Source organism: Croceicoccus mobilis, from assembly GCF_001661965.1.
In the GTDB taxonomy this organism is placed as follows: Bacteria; Pseudomonadota; Alphaproteobacteria; order Sphingomonadales; family Sphingomonadaceae; genus Croceicoccus; species Croceicoccus mobilis.
In genome coordinates this window covers 206,284-222,986 of record NZ_LYWZ01000022.1, presented here as the reverse complement: position 1 = coordinate 222,986, position 16,703 = coordinate 206,284, and the positions used below count along the sequence as shown (strand labels likewise).

The window sequence follows — 16,703 nt, the reverse complement described above, 5'->3', positions numbered from 1 at the left end:
GTCCCCCCATTGAAGCCGTGTCGGCCTTGGACATGAAATTGATCTTGGTCACTTGGCTGTGCTCCCGGCTTTGCTGTTACTTGCCGGCGGGCACGATGACGGTGTTGGAGCCGCGGCTGACACGGACGACCGGGCCGGTCGGGCGCGCTGCTGCCGGGGCGCCGCTGCCGCCACCCGAGCCAGCGCTCTGGGTGCTCTGCATGTAGCGCGACTGGAAGCGCGAGACGTCGCCGCCGGTCTGGAATGTCGTGCGACCTTCCTGCGGGCGGTTCATGGCAAGGCGCATGATTTCCTCTTCCTCTTCGGGCGAAGCGCCGTCGGGAATGGTGATCTCGCCGGTGGCGATGGCGCGGTCGAGCTCGGCGCGGTTGTCCGCGATCGAGCGCAGGGCCAGCGAAAGCGTGCCGATTTCCTGCGCGACCGAGATCTTCTCGGCGATGCGCGGGGTGGCTTCCAGCGTGACGGTGCGGAACTTCTTCACGACGGTCTTGCCATCGTCGCCCTTCTGCGTCTCGGTCGACTGGTCGGTGGCAAGCACGCGCAGGTTGCGCAGCACGGTCTCGGTCGCCTTGAAGCCCTGGTCCGCGCCGCGGCCGCCGCCGATCGACTGCGTGACCATCAGGTCGATGCGGTCACCGGGGAAGACGAAGCCTGCGACACCGGTCTTTTCCGAAACGGTGATAGTGACGGCGCGCATGCCGGGGCCAAGCGCCGCGGCAAGGAAACCGCGGTCGCCGGGCATGACCAGCGCGCCCCGGGTAAGGGGCTGGCCTGCGGTTACAGGGAAGCGTGCGACAGTGCCGAGCAGCTTCTGCATGTCGGCCTCGCCTTCAATGTAATAGGCGTCCTGCACCATTTCGTCGGGCCACTGCTTGAACTGCAGCGCGTCGACGGTGATGATGGTGCCGACAGGCAGGGCGCGCTGGGCGACCAGTACACGCTTGCCCTGGGGCTCGGCCACTGCGGCCTCTGCCTGCGGAGCGGACGAGCCCCCGGCAAACATCGAGCGCGCCATCAGGGCGGTCCCGACTGCGACGACCAGCGCAACCGCCAGCAGGATCAGCTTCTTCTTGTCCATGGCTCCAAAGCCCCTTCGTCAAATCCCTGTCGGGTGAATCGTCACCCTCGTGTTGTGCTGCCAGACTCGCTGGCAATGGTTAAAATCAGGTCAAAATTGCTGGAGCCTCAGGCAAAAATCGGGCCCGAGGCAGAAAATGCGGCATGTGCGGCGTCGCCATAGCGAATGGCGAACATGACAAGCAGGACCAGCGCTGCGGACACGCCATAGGGCGTGGAGCGCGCATCCATCTTGATTCCCTCGCGCCGGGCGCGGCGGACCTTGCGCCATACGATCAGTGTCGCAGCGCCGTTGACGATCATGGTCAGCAGCGTGACCATCATGAAAAGCTGCGGGTCGAGCCAGAGCGCGAGCGCGGTGAAGAGCTTGATGTCGCCGCCGCCCATCTGGCGGACCTTGAACAGGAAAACACCGAAAACGAACCAGCCCATGGCCAGCGCGACCTGGATGGCGACGCCGGGCCACAGGGAGAGACCGCTGACCCACCAGAAAACGGGTGCGCCCAGCGCGATCGCGCCGGTCAGCCGATTCGTGATCTTCCGGTGCCGGAAGTCGGTGATCCCGGCATAAAGCACCGCGATTGCCAAGGCGGCGAGCAGTCCGTAAGTGATCATTTCATAATTCATGTCGGATCGGTCCCTCAAGGTCAGGGGCCGGTCTAGAGATCATGACTTACCAAACAGTAACCACGCCGACGAAGATGGCGTTAGGCAAGTGAAGGCCCGCATTTCCGACACCCGCCGATCCATCCCGACAGGGGCGACCGAATCGGTCTGGCATGCCGCCGATGGCCATCCGATCCGCCGGATCGACTGGCCGGGCATTAACGCGGCTGAAACCGGCGCGCGTGATCGCGGCGCCATCCTGTTCCTGGGTGGGCGGGGCGACCATTACGAGAAATATCTGGAGACGCTCGACCACTGGCACCGGCAAGGCTGGGCAGTGACGTCCATAGACTGGCGCGGGCAGGCCGGGTCGGGGCGGCTGGGTAGCGATTCCATGACAGGCCATGTCGCTGATTTTTCGCATTGGATCAGTGATTTGCGCGATTTCTGGGCCGATTGGAGTGCGCGGCACGATAGCGGTCCGCGTGTGCTGGTCGGGCATTCCATGGGCGGGCACCTGTCGCTTCGCGCCGTGGGCGAAGGAGCGGTCTCGCCCGACGCGCTGGTGCTTGTCGCGCCGATGCTGGGCTTTGCCGGTCCGCCGCTGCCGCCCGCCATGTGGCATGCCGCCACCATCGCCATGACCGCGCTGGGCCCGCGCCATCGTCCGGCATGGAAAGCGGGCGAGAAACCCGCCAGCGGCATCGACGCGCGCCAGTCGCTCCTGACCCATGACAAGAGCCGCTATGACGATGAACATTTCTGGCGTCAGGCCCGTCCGGAACTGCAAATGGGCGCGCCCAGCTGGGGCTGGCTGGAACGTGCTGCCGAATCAATGCGCCGCACCGCGCGCGCCGACTTCCTGAAACAGGTGAACCTTCCCGTGCTTGTCCTATCCACCAGCGCCGACCGGCTGGTCAGTGCCCGCGCCATACGCCGCGCCGTCAACCTCTTGCCCGATGCCGAGCATATCGAATTCGGCCCCGAATCGGCGCACGAGATCCTGCGCGAATCGGATGATGTGCGCGATCGCGCGCTGCAGGGCATCGCCGATTTCCTCGACCGGCATGTCCCGGCAGGGGCGGCGGCATGACCGAGCGTTTCGATGTCGCGATCATAGGTGCAGGAATCGCCGGGGCCAGCATGGCCGCTTTTCTTGGCCCCCACGCATCGGTCATCATGCTGGAGGGTGAGGATCGCCCCGGCTATCACGCCACCGGGCGCTCGGCCGCATTCTGGGAAGAAACCTATGGCGGCCCGCAGATCCTGCCCTTGACGGTCGGCTCGGGACCTTACCTGCGCGAACATGGCTTTCTGACCGCGCGCGGGGCGCTCAATATCGGGCGAGAGGAAGATCGCGCCGCGGTGGAGAGATATTACCGTGAATTCCGCGAACTGGGCGCGAATATCGAAATGGTCGGGCGGGACAGGATCGTAGAGATGGTGCCCGGCATCCGCTCCGATTGGGTCTGCGGCACATGGGGCGGGACCTGCGCCGATATCGATGTGGCCGCAGTGCACGCCCATTTCCTGTCGCTTTCTAAGCAGCGCGGGGTAAAGCTGCGCAGCCGTGCCCGGCTTGTCGCGGCCACGCGTGAGGCTGGCGGCTGGCGGCTTGGCCTTGCCGATGGCAGCGAGATAAAGGCAGGCATCATCGCCAATGCCGCAGGTGCATGGGCCAGCGAAGTCGCCGCGATGGCAGGCGCTGCGCCGATCGCGATCTCTCCCATGCGGCGCACCGTCGCGCAATTGCGCACCGCGCCCGCCGCGCCTGACGACCTGCCGCTGGTCCTCGACATCAACGACAGCTTCTACTTCAAGCCGGAAAGCGGTCGCGTGTGGCTAAGTCCGCATGACGAGACGCCCTCGCCCCCCTGCGACGCCGCGCCCGAGGAGATTGACGTCGCCATCGCCATCGACCGGATGGAGAAAGTCGTCGACTGGCGGATCGAGACCGTCGAGCGCAAATGGGCAGGGCTCAGGAGCTTTTCGCCCGATCGCACGCCGGTCTATGGCTTCGACACCCGGGTCGAGGGCTTTTTCTGGTGCGCCGGGCAGGGCGGATCGGGCATTCAGACATCACCTGCGGGCGGCGATATGGCGGCCAGCCTGCTTTTGGACCGCGAGGCGCAAGGGCCTGCGCGCGGAATCGATCCGGCGCTCTATTCCCCGGCGCGGTTCGGTTAGGCCTGCGCCCGAAAACATGACGAGAATTGTTACCCGGCTTGCCAGCGCGAATCGGGTCGTTATGCATGGGTACTGACATTCTTGACCACAACGACGGGAGCATTTTGATGGCGCATCGGTTCGAGATCCGGAAGAACAAGAAGGGCGAGTTCGTCGCCTATTTCTGCTACAACTCCGAAACAATGTTCTGGACCGAAGGCTACAGCTCGAAGGCGAGCGCGAAGAACGCCATCGAATCCATCATCAAGAACGGCCCCGGCGCCGAGATGGTCGACACGACCGTCGAATAAGACGGGTAGATTACCCAAGGGACCGGGGGGTCTCTCAGGAAGGGTCGGGAAGCGCGCAGGCTTTCCGGCCTTTTCTTTATGCCCTCGGGACCGTGTCGTCCGGCCCAAAAGTTGAAATGAAAGCGCCTTGAAAGCTGGCAATTTGGGGAAAACCCAACACTAACCGCACTTTAAGTTCTTCGTGCCATTTTTCCAATTTATGAGGCACCCTGAACCTGAACCTATTACCCGGCCCTTGGTCTTCCCGTCAATTAAAGGGAAGGCAGTCGAAATATGACCCATCAAGCATGGCCTGCAGGCTGCAATCCGTCCCGAACACCGCTGCGCAACACCATTACACGCAGTTCAAATCGGTCAAAGAAGAGTTTCCTCAGCCTCAAAGCCGGACGGATGGTTGACTGCGAATCCTCACATGAGCGCAATTTCCTACTACTCTGCGACCTCGATCCGAATGTAACCGAAGTCTATTCCCAGCCGTTTGAGTGGCGAGGCTGGCTGCTGAATGCGAACCGAGTGCACTATCCCGATTTCGCGATTGTCGTTGAAGGCAGAGGCGAGGTCCACGAGGTCAAGACGATCGAGGAGTTGCGAAAGAAAGAAAAGCACGAAGTCCGCCTCGGTTGGACCGAGTGGGCTGAAGAGCAAGGAATCCCCTATTCGGTCGTTACCGAGGGGTCGATCACCGCCGATCTCATAAAGCGCGCCGAGACCCTTCTCCGCTATGCAAAGCCCATCTTCGAGGACATCGCAGCGCTTCATGTCGCAACGGCGCTCGAGGCTGGCCCCCTGACGATAGATTCCCTTCTGGGAAAAATGGCGAGCCATGACCTGCAATTTCATCAGGTGCTTTCCATGGCATACAACGAACGGGTCTTCATCGACCTATCGACCGACGTCTCCCGCCATTCGGTCATTCGATACCCCGATCGCGGGAACCTGCCCCCCAGGATCGTTCCGTTCACTCGCCTAACCACCTTGGAGGACATGTGAAGCATACGAATTTCCGCCTCGATGTCGGGGTTGGCTATCGCCTCATTTCCAATGGCGAGAGCTTTGAGTTCCGGGAGCGCCGCCACAGCAAGTTGGACTGGGTTGGCGAGCGGAGCCGTGAACTGTTCACCGTGACCGACATGGAACTCTATCAGATGCTGAGCGCCGGTAGTTGCACTTTGCAGCTTCCAGGCCTCGACTATGATCCCGAAACCGATCTCGAAATCACTGGCGATGCTGCACGCAGCGACGGCAGCCATGCCAATCCAATGTTCGGAAGAAAGAAGCGCGTCGATAGCGCGAACCGGCTCAAAGGTGCCGACCGCCTTCACTATCTCCAGCGCGTGAGAGACGCCGGGCTGCACCTCTCCCCAACTTCGAAAGCAGCCGCTGACCTGCTCGAGCAAATTCGCCAAGAGCGCGGCGATGTCGTAGCGCCCTCATGTTCGACCCTACGTCGTTGGCTGCTGCGCGGCAACAAGCATGCTACGGCTCCCCGTCTCAGTTCCCGTCAGCATCTCAAGGGCAACAGGAACCCTCGCCTCCATCCGGAAGTGCAGAAAATCATCGAGAATGAGATTACGGAGAAATTCCTGTGCCCGGCACCATTGCCCAAGTTGCAGCTGCTCCGGCACATTCAGCATAGGGTCAACGAAACGAACAAATCTAGGAAACCTGACGAGCAATTGGATCAGCCGGGCGAGAAGGCGCTCCGAAATGCGATCATGCGCATCTCGCGCTTCGACATCCTTGAAGCGCAACTCGGCCCCACGATCGCTTTCGCCAAAGAGGGATTGACTATGGAACTGCCCGATCCGGAAGCACCTCTGGATCGGGTGGAAATAGATCACACCGTATTCGACCTCATCGTGGTCGACGAGGAGAACGGCCTCCCGCTCGGGCGGCCGACAATCGCAGTCGGCATCGATCGCTGCACGCGAATGCCCTATGCTGTGCATGTTTCGTTTGAGCCACCGAGCCTTTTAACCGTCATGGAGTTGTTGAAGAACGGGCTGCTCTACAAGGACTACGTTGAGCTGATGCGAGGCGACCCCCAATCTCCTTGGAACATCAAAAACGACTGGCCTGTCGGAGGCATCCCAAAGTGCCTAGTCGTCGATCTTGCTCGCGAAAACATGTCCCAAGATGTACGCGATCTTGCATTCAAGCTGCACATCAGCGAGATTCATTTCATGCCTGGCCGCAAGGCTTGGTATAAAGGTGGGGTTGAGCGCTTCATTGGCACCGCAAATCGCCAAATTGCCCACAGTGCACCAGGCACGACGTTCAGCAACATTCTGCAGCGGGGCGACTACGATTCTGCCAATCGCGCGGTCGTAACCCTCAAGGATCTGTTGCACGCAGTCCACAAGTGGCTGATCGACGTTTACCAGATGACGCCGCACAAGGGCCTCAACAAAGAAACACCGAGATCGAAGTGGAACCGCTTAATCGAGGTCTATCCGGTCACCATTTTGACTGATCGCCGAGAGCTCGATCAAATTGGCCGGCGTGAGCGCTCCGCCTTGAGGCGCAGCGGCATCAGCCTGCACAATATCAAGTACAACTCTAAAGAGCTCGATATCTATCGACTAAGCCCCGAGTGCGCCAAAATCCGCGGTGACGATAACCGCGTAGAATTCCTCTACGATCCAAAGGATCTCTCGGAGGTTCGCATCGTCAAACATGACGGGACCATCATGCGAATTCCTGCTGTACCCAAATGGGCGGCCTATGTACCGGGGCTTTCGATATGGCAGCATCTCACCATTCAGGTTTTTGTTAATAAGAATGGAAGGCAAGCTGAGCTCGCTGATCAATTGCTAAAGGCCAAGGTCGAGCTGTATGAGATCATGCGCAGCCGCCTTAGCCAGCCTAAAAAGGGCAAAAAGACCGGTTCCATCGCCGGCACCAAGAAGGCGGCCAGGTTCGTCGGCAAGGGTCGCTCCTCATACTCTGGCAGCGACACCGCCGTCGATGCGAAGGATTGGGACGCGCCCCAGCAGGCCGCCAATGACGCTGGCGATTCAAGTGCCGTCTTTCCCTTCCAGAATGTCGAACCCGAAGAGGATGAAGGCATAGATCCCTATCTCGATTGCCAAACCGAGTCAGAAATCATTAGCGATATCAATAAGGTATTTGGAAGAAGAATCGAATTTAGTGACGAGTGCGATTTCGATCCATACAATGATGGCGAGGCTGACGGTGACACTTAATACGAACAAAGAAATAGATTGGACAAAGCACTCCGCTGCCGTGCGGCTTGCAGTGATCCCCACTGTGTTTGTAAACAGGGATTCAACCACCGAGATCGAAGCGATTCTAGACGAGATCAGAGAGGATCGTCGCCTCTTCGCCGAACCGACGTGTATGATTATTACCGGTGAAACCGGCGTCGGCAAGACCACATTTCTGAAGCGATATCGGGATGTGTATGGCCAGTCATTCCGCGACGAAAACCAAAACCAGATCACACCTGTTCTATATATCACCCTTCCCGCCCGTGCGACGCCGCTCACAACAGCTCAGGAGATGGTGAGCCAGCTGGTCGGGAAGGAATTCGCAAAGGGCGGCCTCAAAGGACTTACCGATCTGGCCAAGAAGCATCTCATAGCCCAGAAGGTCGAACTCGTCATCTGCGATGAGTTCCAGCATATCGTACGAACGGCAGGTAGCGTTCAGACCTACCAAGCGGCCGAATGGATCAAGGAAATTACTAAGGACACTCGCGTCCCCTTTGTCATGGCCGGGATGAAGGAAGTGACAGCCATCGTCGAGACGAACGATCAACTCAAGAGCATCACACCCTATCGCGTCACGCTAGGTTCCTTTTACTACAAGCAGCGGGACGAAAAGACCGAGTTTCGAAATTTCCTATTTAATTTCGACAGTGCGCTTCCATTCAACGAGAAATCTAGGATAGGCTCCCCAAAAATCGCCGATGCGATCCACTCAGTGACGGGCGGACTGCTGCGACCGCTGAACTTCCTGCTTCGAAAGGCTGCTGAACTCGCCCTCCATGGCGAACATGAAAAGATCGAGGTGATCGACCTGTACGCCGCCACCGAGCAAATCATGCGAAGGGGCACAATTACCGGCAAGTCGAATCCTTTCACCAAGCTTCTTGACGGTGGCCGAGAAACGAAGAACGCAGCATAGGCGGTAGCAGCCTCAAGCACCAATCCATGCTCCCTTTCATCGTCTCACCCATCCCTGGTGAAAACCTGCATGGCTACGTGCGCCGGCTGTGCGATGCGAATTTCCTTACCAATCTAAGGCAGGGTCGCGCCGCAGCCGGCATCACCGGGCTGACGCCGACCAGCAGCGACGACAGGCTTTGGGAACGCCTGTCCGAGGTGTCCGGGCAAACGATCGAGGTCCTTCATTCGATGCGCTGGCGGCCCGCAGCTTCGGACATGCTGCAGGGGCTGGTCACTTTCTGTGGCCAAATGATCCAGAAGAAGTTTCTCCGGACGGGACAGCTTCGGATCTGCCCGGAGTGCGTCAGGGAAACCGGCGTCATTCACGACGCCTGGTTCCTCTTCTATGCCGTAGCTTGCCCGCGTCATGGAAAGCTGCTGGTCGACCACTGCGACGCCTGCGTTGGCGCAGACGGCGAACCCCGCCCATTCCAGCTCATTTCCGCGGCTCATCCTTGGGAATGCAGATGCGGCCGGCATTTCGGCGAGATTGTCGCGCCGGCGGCATCGCCTGGCCTTATCGACGCGATGTCCGCATTGTTTGAACCTTTGGCGGGGATTAATCAAACTCGAGCACAGAGCCGACTGAACGAGCGGTTTCGCGCGCTGCCTGCCAATGATCTTATGACGACCATCGACATCATCGGGGTCGCAGCCACAACGCCTGCAGAAGAAGACGATCCTGTTCACACCGAAAGCATTCGCTACCGGCACGGTCTGATCGACCAGTCCTTGAGCTTTGAACAATGCCTCTGCCGCGTCGAAGTCGCGGCCGCGACCATGTCCGATTGGCCAAATTCCTATTATGATCTGGTCGACACAATTACCTACCGCAACGAGGCTGTCCGCCATCATCTTCCCGAGCGGGAAGCCTTTGCGACGGCGATAGGCCAGATGATTCTTTTCCCTCGCAAGGGACTCAGCGGTGTGCCGCTTCCGGCCCTGCAGGAAGCGATCGACTCCTATTGCGCAGACCGCCTTAATGTCCGCCGCCGGAGACGAAATCTAGCAACCTCTATACCGGTCGCTAGAACGCTACCGCCGAATGCTTCGATAAGCGCCTTCTTGAAAACCATAGAAGGAAGAGCCTCTCGCGATCGCGTTCGCAAAGCATATGAACTGAAGCTCCGGGAGCTGACGGAGCACTGCTCCTTTGACAACCCTCAGCTTCTGGCTGACAGGCTGTGGGCTGAAATTAATGCCTGTCTCGAAGCCTGCGCTAATAGCGTCAGCTCCGTCTCAGCGGCGCGGATTCTTGAAGGCACTCCATATGATCGACGACTGCTGGGGTGGAATCATCCCGACTTATTAATGCCGGACACATCACTTGACAGCTTTTTCGGCAAGAGAAGCGAAAGCTACAGGCTCTCAGACGTCTTGGCGGTCAAGGCTGCCATATTTGGCCGGGTGCAAATTATCGATGGCGCTACAGGCATGATGCGCCTCAGAGATGCGCTACGCCATCTCCTGGTGCTTCGCTACAAGAAGCAGCAGATGCTTCTGGACATCAAACGTGGGGCAATTCCCCTGTATGCGACGAAGCAGGATTTGACGTTCCTCGATCTTTTGATCGATCCCGTTCAGGCAAATTTCGAGATCGTGAATTGGCTCACCCGATCATGTTTGTTGGAACCCCTATTTGTTGCGATCGGACAAGTGCGCCATTTGTTGGATCGAGCAGGTTTCGATAGGAAAAAAATAACCTCTGAATATCTCGCGGATGCTCGCAAGAATGGCGAAATTGCATTCGAAATGCATTCTGTGTTCGATGGCACGCGACATCATCCTTCCTACCGATACAGACTGTCGGATCTTATACCAACATGCACTGAGGGGGACTCAGTCAGGGAATCGTAACCTCAGGACTCACTGATTACAGCCAGAAGAGCAAAGTGCCGCCGAGAGCGAGGGCCGAGAAGAAGACGGTTGGGCAGCCGTCGTAGCGGGTTGCGACGCGGCGCCAATCCTTGAGGCGACCGAACATGATCTCGATGCGGTTGCGATGCTTGTATCGGCGCTTGTCGTATTTGACCGGCATGGAGCGGGATTTCCGACCCGGCATTCACGGCTTGATGCCCTTTCGCTCAAGCGCGTCTCTGAACTTTTCGGCGTCATAACCCCGATCGGCCAGCATCCATTTCGCCTTTGGCAGGTCGTCAAGGAGGGCCGCCGCGTCCGTTTAGTCGCTGCCAACGCGACCTGAATGACCATCAGATATTGGGCGAGTTGACCGCGGTCGCCGACAAGCACGAACCCGCTTCGCGGGACGGGTGCCTATTTGCGAGGTAGCGTGGTATTAATTGGCTTTGGCCGGGGAGCGGCCGCCGCCTGACGATGCAAGTCCCTTCAAAGAGAGGAACTTGCAATGACTACCACCACTCCATCCACTTCCGTCAGCCCGCTGCGTCAGCGGATGCAGCACGACATGATGATGCGCGGGCTCTCGCCCCGCACCCAGCGTCAGTATGTCCGCAACGTACAGCGCTTTGCAGCCTATCTCGGGCGCCCTCCCGATACCGCCACGTCGGAAGACCTGCGCAATTTCCAGATCCACCAGCACGAGTGCGGCGCGAACGCCGGAACCATCAACAGCACCGTTTCGGCCTTGCGCTTCTTTTACACGGTCACCTTGCGGCGACGCGATCTTGCCCGCGGCCTTGTCGCCACACGCCGCCCGCACACGGTGCGTGAGGTGCTGAGCGTCGAAGAAGCCGCTCGACTGCTCGAGGCAGCGCCGGGGATTAAATATAAGGCCGCGCTGGGCGTCGCCTATGGCGCAGGCCTGCGGGTCTCGGAGGTCGCACACCCCAAGGTCGACGATATCGACAGCCAGCGGATGTTAATCCGCGTCGAGAACGGCAAGGGCGGGCGCGATCGCAATGCCATGCTTTCGCCGCCGCTGCTCGAACTGGTCCCGCCTTCTTGGACAGTTTAGCGGCTGAGTTAAGCTAATCGCGGTTGTCGTTCACGCCGCCTGTTTGATCATCAGATCATGGGGGGCATGCCCCCCATGATCTGTTTGTCCGATCCGCCGATAGGCTTCGACCGGGGTTCTCCCGGCAAGGCCCGAGTGCGGACGCTGGGTGTTGTAATAGGTGATCCACCGGCCAAGACCAGACTTCAGCTCTGACCCGGTCTCGAAGGCATGGAGATAGACGCACTCGTACTTCAGGGAGCGCCAGAGGCGTTCGATGAAGACGTTGTCCATCCAACGCCCCCGACCATCCATGCTGATCCGCACCTCGGCGTCGCGCAGCACGCTGGTAAAGGCGAAGCTGGTGAACTGGCTGCCCTGATCCGTGTTGAAGATGTCCGGCCTGCCGAACCGGGCCAGCGCCTCCTCCAGAGCCGCGACGCAGAACCCCGCATCCATGGTGTTCGACAACCGCCAGGCCAGGACCTTGCGGGTCGCCCAGTCCATGACCGCCACCAGGTAGAGGAAGCCACGGCGCATGGGGATGTATGTCACGTCGGCGCACCAGACGTGGTTGGGTCGCTCGATCGTCAGCTTGCGCAGCAAGTATGGATAGACCCGGTGCTGCGGATGTGGATCACTGGTCCGCGGTCGTTGATAGATCGGCGTCAGCCCCATCTTCGCCATCAACCGCCGCACACGCCGTCGACCGACCTCGTGACCCGCACGCCGCAAGTGTCGCGCCATCTGGCGGCTGCCATACCACGGGCATTCCATGAATGCCTCGTCGATCACCGTCATAAGTGCCAGCGTCTCGTCCGTTTCCGGCACCGGTGCGTAGTAATAGGACGAACGGCTTATCTGGAGCAGGCGACACTGCGCCGAGATCGACAGGCGGTGGTGAGCAGGTTCGATCATCGAACGCCTCCGCGCCACGCTCATCGACCGGAGGCTTTCGCTAAAAAATCGCGTTCCACGACCAGTTGACCGATCTTGGCGTGAAGCTTTTCTAGCTCCGCGTCGCTCACGGCTCTGGCCGCATCACCAGACCCGGAAAACGTGGATGCCATCCCCTCGACGGCCTGCCGCTTCCATGAGGCAATCATCGTGTGGTGGACACCGTGTTTCGCGGCCAACTCTGCCAGCGTCAGGTCACCACGGATCGCTTCCAGCGCAACCCGTGCCTTGAAATCCGCACTGTACCGCTTCCTAGTCGTTTTCATTCCCGTACCATTCCTTCAGGTCGGGAGTAGCTTAACACCCTGTCCAGAAAACCGGCACCACCTCAGACTTATGGCATGGCCCAGACCGTCGGTGAAATCCCGAACAAGGGGCGCCCGCGTTTGATGCGGCCGTCCCGTTTCTCTCCCAGTTGCCCAAGTCCAAAGTCGCCGGAACGCGAGGTCCGTTCCAACGCCTACCAGATCAAAGCGGCCAAATCCCGGCCTACAAGGACCTGGCCGGCTTCGATCTCCTGTCCAGCGAGATGAACGAGGCCATGGTTCACCTGCTTCATCGCGGCGAGTTCACAGCGGAAAATGATATCAACCCGGGTCAATTTTCGGCTCTGACTCACTTTTGCTGCTGGTAATGGTATCCTTCCGAGGCTTCTTTGGGAGGATCAGCCATGCACGGACGATTTCAACGAGCGCGTCTTGTTCCTGAAGGCTTTGAGATTGTGTCGCTGCAGAGCGTCGGAGATGATTTCCAAATTCAACTGCGTTCTCGCTGTGGTTCAGGCGTTTGCCCGGATTGCGGCCGCCCAAGTCAGCGGGTTCAGAGCCGGTATCTGCGTAAACCGTCAGATCTCCCCCTCGCGGGGCGCCGCGTCGTTTTAACGATCCAGGCGCGCCGCTTTTGGTGTGATACAGTGGTGTGCGGTCGGCGCATTTTCTGCGAGCGGTTCGATGTAGGTGTCTTGGCTCGATATAGCCGGCGTACTCAGCGACTTGAAACAATCGTCCACCATCTGGGTCTCGCACTCGGCGGCAGACCCGGTGCCGCGTTTGCCAACCGTCTGATGGTGCCAGTAAGCAAGGACACTTTGCTGCGGGTTGTACGGCGCCACGCCATTGATCGGCATGACGAACTCCATGTCATCGGCATTGATGATTTTGCTTTCCGACGAGGCCAGACATACGGAACGATTGTCTGCGATCTGGAGCGCCGTAAGCCTGTCACACTCTTACCAGATCGGGCGCTGGAGACGTCACGCGCCTGGCTAACCAAGCACCCGTCCATATCAATCGTCGCTCGAGATCGCGGCGGCGGATATGGTGAGGCGATCGCACGCGGACTGCCTCATGCTCAGCAGGTTGCCGATCGCTGGCACCTCATGGAGAACTCGAGCCGAGCATTTCTGGACGCCGTCAGCAAAACCATGCGGCAGATCAGGCAAGCGGTCGGCAACAATGTGGTCGACCCCAAGCTTCTCACCTATGCCGAGAAGCTGCAGTACGAGGGGTACCTTCGCCGTCAGGAAACCAATGAGGCGATTCAGAAACTGGCCAAAAGTGGCACTTCCATCCGACAGATCGTCCGACAGACTGGTCACAGCCGCAAACTCGTTCGGGACGTGCTCCGCGGACAGCGGCTAGACTTCTTTCGTACCCGGCCAAGTATTCTGGATAGTTGGTTGCCATGGCTGAACGAGCGATGGGAAGCTGGGTCCCGCAACGCATTGGCGCTCTGGCGTGAGATGCGCGCGGAAGGCTTCGTCGGACAGCGAGGTATCGTCGCTCAGTGGGCCCAACGCCGCCGCCTCGCCGAACAAGCCGGACAAAGCGGCCTCATGCGCACGCCGTCGGCACGGGTTCTGGCTCGCTTAATGACCTCAGCGCAGGATGGACTGGGAACATCCGAAGCCATCCTCGTCGCCGTGATCGAGAACAATGTTCCTGAGTTGGTGGCAGCACGCAAGGCGATTGGAGAATTCCAATCAATGATCAGATCAAAATCAGCCGCCAAACTTGATGAATGGATCGAACTGACCAGAGGCAGCCTCGTTGCGTCGTTCGTCAACGGTGTGGAAAAAGACCTGATTGCAGTTCGCAACGCGATTATCTCGCCATGGTCGAACGGGCAGACCGAGGGGCAGATCACTCGCCTCAAGCTGATAAAACGACAGATGTATGGGCGAGCGAAACTGGACCTGCTGCGCGCTCGCGTAGTCGGTGCGTAACCAATCGCCAGCAGCAAAAGTGAGTCAGAGCCAATTTTCAATGGAAGTCACGAATCAGCTCTCAGTGGAAATTTTCAAGGGATGGCATCGGCCATCTGAGAACGAATATCATTCGTCGGTTGTTACCAAGATGACAAATCGCGAATGATCCCGTGAATTTCTGTTATGCATATCTAGATGCAAGATTTGCTTAACTAGTGCGGCCATATGCACCGTCGCATGGAAGGGTCGCTCTTTTCTCGTATACGCAGTCTGGCAGCGCGATTGCGCGAAGACAGTCGTGCGTCAGTCACGACGCTGGTCGCGTTGAGCCTGCCGGTTGTAATTGGCGGGGTTGGCCTAGCCTTCGACCTCAACCGGGGATACGGGCAAAGGGTCATGAACCAGCGCGTGGCCGATATGGCTGCGCTGGCGGCCGCCATGGAATATCAGCGTGATGATACGGTCGATATTGACGCTGTCGCCAATGTAATCGCCTTGGCCAACGGACTCGAAGGCGCAGTGGTCGATGCGTCGCTCCTCGCGGATTTCCCTGGAGAGGGCGAGACCTCGATCTCGGTTGCTGTCTCGCGCGACGTGCCTTTCATGCTGGCATCGGTGCTGGGCTTTACGGGCAATTTCACGGTTACCGCCGACAGTGCAGCCATCGTTTCGGCCGAAGATCAATATGCATCGCCATGCTTTCTGGCGCTCGATTCCGGTGGCGGATCGCTGGTTGTAAATGGCGGTGCATCGATCATCGCACCCAATTGCTCGGTCGCCGCTATTGGCGATCTCGACCAGAAGGGGACGTCGATCGAGGCTAGCGACATCATCTCGGGAAGCGGGGACATCACGCTAAATTCCGGGTCGCTGGTCGCAAACTCGCTGCGCTATGCGGGAAGCCTCAAGGTGCCGCAGTGGAACAACGCAATTCCAGATGCTGAGGACAGGCATAACACGCCCACGACACTAGTAGATCCGTGGGAAACGAATGCAGAATTGCTTTCGGCGGTAGCACAGATCAGCGATGCCGACCCGCTGCCCACCTTGTCCGATCCTGTCACACCAAGCGGGTCCGACTATGATTTTTCATGGAGCCCGAAAGGCGCCGCTGCCTACTATAGGCTGGGGACAAGCGGCAACTATGTGCTACCCGCAGGCACCTATAACATCAGGAAATTCACTGTAGCAGGCGGCATCAATGTCACCTTCGAAGCCGGCTCGGTTATCACCGTATCCAAGGGCGTCGCTGTGGGCGGTGGCTCAACGGTCAATTTCGGGGACAGCGATGTCTATATAAACGGTGGCTTCGATTCCGGTTCGAACGGTGTGACCTTTGGCGATGGTGAATTGTGGATCGGCTCGGGCACGGTGTCGTTCAAGGGCACGAACAAGAAGGGCGACGGCAATGTCATCATCAACGGGGATGTCGCCCTTGGCGGCGGACATTATTTCGAAGCGGGCGACGGTGATCATAGCTTCAAGTCGCTGAAGCTTTCAGGCGGCGGCAATACGCTGCTGGGCGATGGCGACCTGACCGTGCTGGAAGGCATCGACATCGCCGGCAACAGCGAGTTGAAAGCAGGCGAAGGCGATTACAATATCGGCGCGACCAAGCAGGGCTATGCAATCAAGCTAGGCGGCAGCGCGCGCATGTTCATGGGCGATGGCATGTTCTCGGCTCATGGCGACATCGATACCCAAGGGGGCAGCGCCATCGCATTCGGCGAGACCAACAACCATTACATCACCGGCGATCTTACGATTGCGGGTTCGGCCTACTTTGGGTCGGGGCGCTATACGATCGATGGCGATTTCGTAAACGGCACCGGCGGAACGACCTGGCCCCAATATTCCAGCCTCGACGGCACGGAATATGGCAGCTGGGGATCGGGCTATGACATGGTCGGCTATGACGTCAGTTTTGTTGCATCGGGAACGCTGAAACTGGCGGGCGGTGCTAAAAGCAAGCTGCTTGCGGCCGAAAATTCGATGACAGGCGGTGAGATTGGCATGCTGCTGTTCCATTCGGATACGACGAGCAAGGCGAGCTGGACCGGCGGATCGGGCAATATCTTCGGCGGCGTCGTTCACATGCCCAAGACCGAAGTTTCCATGACCGGCGGCAATTCGACATCGGGTGGCGGCGGGTGCTTCATGCTTATCGCCGGCAAGATCAAGGCCGCTGGCGGCGCGGTGGCGGGATCGGCCTGCGTTTCTGCCGATGAAGACGATTCCGGCAGTGGCGATGCTGACATCAAGCTGGTGAGGTAGAG

Annotated in this window: 13 protein-coding genes and 2 pseudogenes; 11 read left to right on the top strand and 4 right to left on the bottom strand. The window is 59.1% G+C overall.

Going from position 1 to position 16,703, the window contains the following annotated elements; all coding sequences use genetic code 11:
* Positions 1-76: 76 nt before the first annotated feature.
* Positions 77-1,078 (bottom strand): Flp pilus assembly protein CpaB, encoded by a 1,002-nt coding sequence (gene cpaB, locus A9D13_RS08590; RefSeq protein ID WP_066772514.1) that lies wholly within the window; start codon positions 1,076-1,078, stop codon positions 77-79.
* 107 nt (positions 1,079-1,185) lie between these two features.
* On the bottom strand, positions 1,186-1,704 hold the full coding sequence (locus A9D13_RS08585) for an A24 family peptidase (protein ID WP_066772512.1): 519 nt from the start codon (positions 1,702-1,704) through the stop codon (positions 1,186-1,188).
* An 88-nt stretch (positions 1,705-1,792) separates the two neighbouring features.
* Between A9D13_RS08585 and A9D13_RS08580 the strand changes: the two genes are divergently transcribed.
* The 7 genes from A9D13_RS08580 to A9D13_RS08540 all read left to right on the top strand — a co-directional run bounded on the left by A9D13_RS08580 (position 1,793) and on the right by A9D13_RS08540 (position 10,207).
* Entirely contained in the window at positions 1,793-2,776 is a 984-nt protein-coding gene (locus A9D13_RS08580; protein WP_066772510.1) for an alpha/beta fold hydrolase, read from the top strand.
* Positions 2,773-3,870, top strand: a complete 1,098-nt coding sequence (locus A9D13_RS08575; protein ID WP_066772508.1) for an NAD(P)/FAD-dependent oxidoreductase — start codon at positions 2,773-2,775, stop codon at positions 3,868-3,870. The genes A9D13_RS08580 and A9D13_RS08575 overlap by 4 nt, the downstream gene beginning before the upstream one ends.
* A gap of 107 nt (positions 3,871-3,977) precedes the next feature.
* A complete protein-coding gene (locus A9D13_RS08570) occupies positions 3,978-4,160 on the top strand; it encodes a YegP family protein (protein WP_066772506.1) in 183 nt (60 codons plus the stop codon).
* Between the two features lie 273 nt (positions 4,161-4,433).
* Positions 4,434-5,150: a TnsA endonuclease N-terminal domain-containing protein gene (locus A9D13_RS20080; protein WP_156521974.1), complete on the top strand. Its 717-nt coding sequence runs from the start codon at positions 4,434-4,436 to the stop codon at positions 5,148-5,150.
* Positions 5,147-7,366 (top strand): Mu transposase C-terminal domain-containing protein, encoded by a 2,220-nt coding sequence (locus tag A9D13_RS08550; protein WP_082922227.1) that lies wholly within the window; start codon positions 5,147-5,149, stop codon positions 7,364-7,366. Before A9D13_RS20080 ends, A9D13_RS08550 begins: the two co-directional genes overlap by 4 nt.
* Positions 7,356-8,309, top strand: a complete 954-nt coding sequence (locus A9D13_RS08545; RefSeq protein WP_172808131.1) for a TniB family NTP-binding protein — start codon at positions 7,356-7,358, stop codon at positions 8,307-8,309. Before A9D13_RS08550 ends, A9D13_RS08545 begins: the two co-directional genes overlap by 11 nt.
* A gap of 26 nt (positions 8,310-8,335) precedes the next feature.
* On the top strand, positions 8,336-10,207 hold the full coding sequence (locus A9D13_RS08540; protein ID WP_066772496.1) for a TniQ family protein: 1,872 nt from the start codon (positions 8,336-8,338) through the stop codon (positions 10,205-10,207).
* A 16-nt stretch (positions 10,208-10,223) separates the two neighbouring features.
* On the opposite strand, the pseudogene A9D13_RS08535 reads toward A9D13_RS08540, so the two are convergent.
* Positions 10,224-10,529: pseudogene (locus A9D13_RS08535) on the bottom strand (transposase); the annotation flags it as partial.
* A 186-nt stretch (positions 10,530-10,715) separates the two neighbouring features.
* On the opposite strand from A9D13_RS08535, the gene A9D13_RS08530 reads away from it, so the two are divergent.
* Positions 10,716-11,285 (top strand): tyrosine-type recombinase/integrase, encoded by a 570-nt coding sequence (locus A9D13_RS08530; protein WP_216635495.1) that lies wholly within the window; start codon positions 10,716-10,718, stop codon positions 11,283-11,285.
* 30 nt (positions 11,286-11,315) lie between these two features.
* On the opposite strand, the gene A9D13_RS08525 is transcribed toward A9D13_RS08530, so the two are convergent.
* Positions 11,316-12,487 (bottom strand): IS3 family transposase gene (locus A9D13_RS08525; RefSeq protein ID WP_156521972.1). Its coding sequence is split into 2 segments (ribosomal slippage): positions 11,316-12,223 and positions 12,223-12,487, totalling 1,173 coding nucleotides; the frame shifts between segments, so codons are not numbered across the junction.
* 39 nt (positions 12,488-12,526) lie between these two features.
* On the opposite strand from A9D13_RS08525, the pseudogene A9D13_RS21345 reads away from it, so the two are divergent.
* The 3 genes and pseudogenes from A9D13_RS21345 to A9D13_RS08505 form a co-directional block, all read left to right on the top strand.
* A pseudogene (locus A9D13_RS21345) lies at positions 12,527-12,792 on the top strand (hypothetical protein); the annotation flags it as partial.
* A 99-nt stretch (positions 12,793-12,891) separates the two neighbouring features.
* The gene (locus A9D13_RS20070; RefSeq protein ID WP_082922225.1) at positions 12,892-14,445 is read left to right on the top strand and encodes an ISL3 family transposase; all 1,554 of its coding nucleotides are present in this window, start codon (positions 12,892-12,894) and stop codon (positions 14,443-14,445) included.
* Between the two features lie 264 nt (positions 14,446-14,709).
* Positions 14,710-16,701 carry a pilus assembly protein TadG-related protein gene (locus A9D13_RS08505; RefSeq protein WP_229665191.1) on the top strand — a complete coding sequence of 664 codons (1,992 nt, stop codon included), beginning with the start codon at positions 14,710-14,712 and terminating at the stop codon, positions 16,699-16,701.
* Positions 16,702-16,703: the final 2 nt, after the last annotated feature.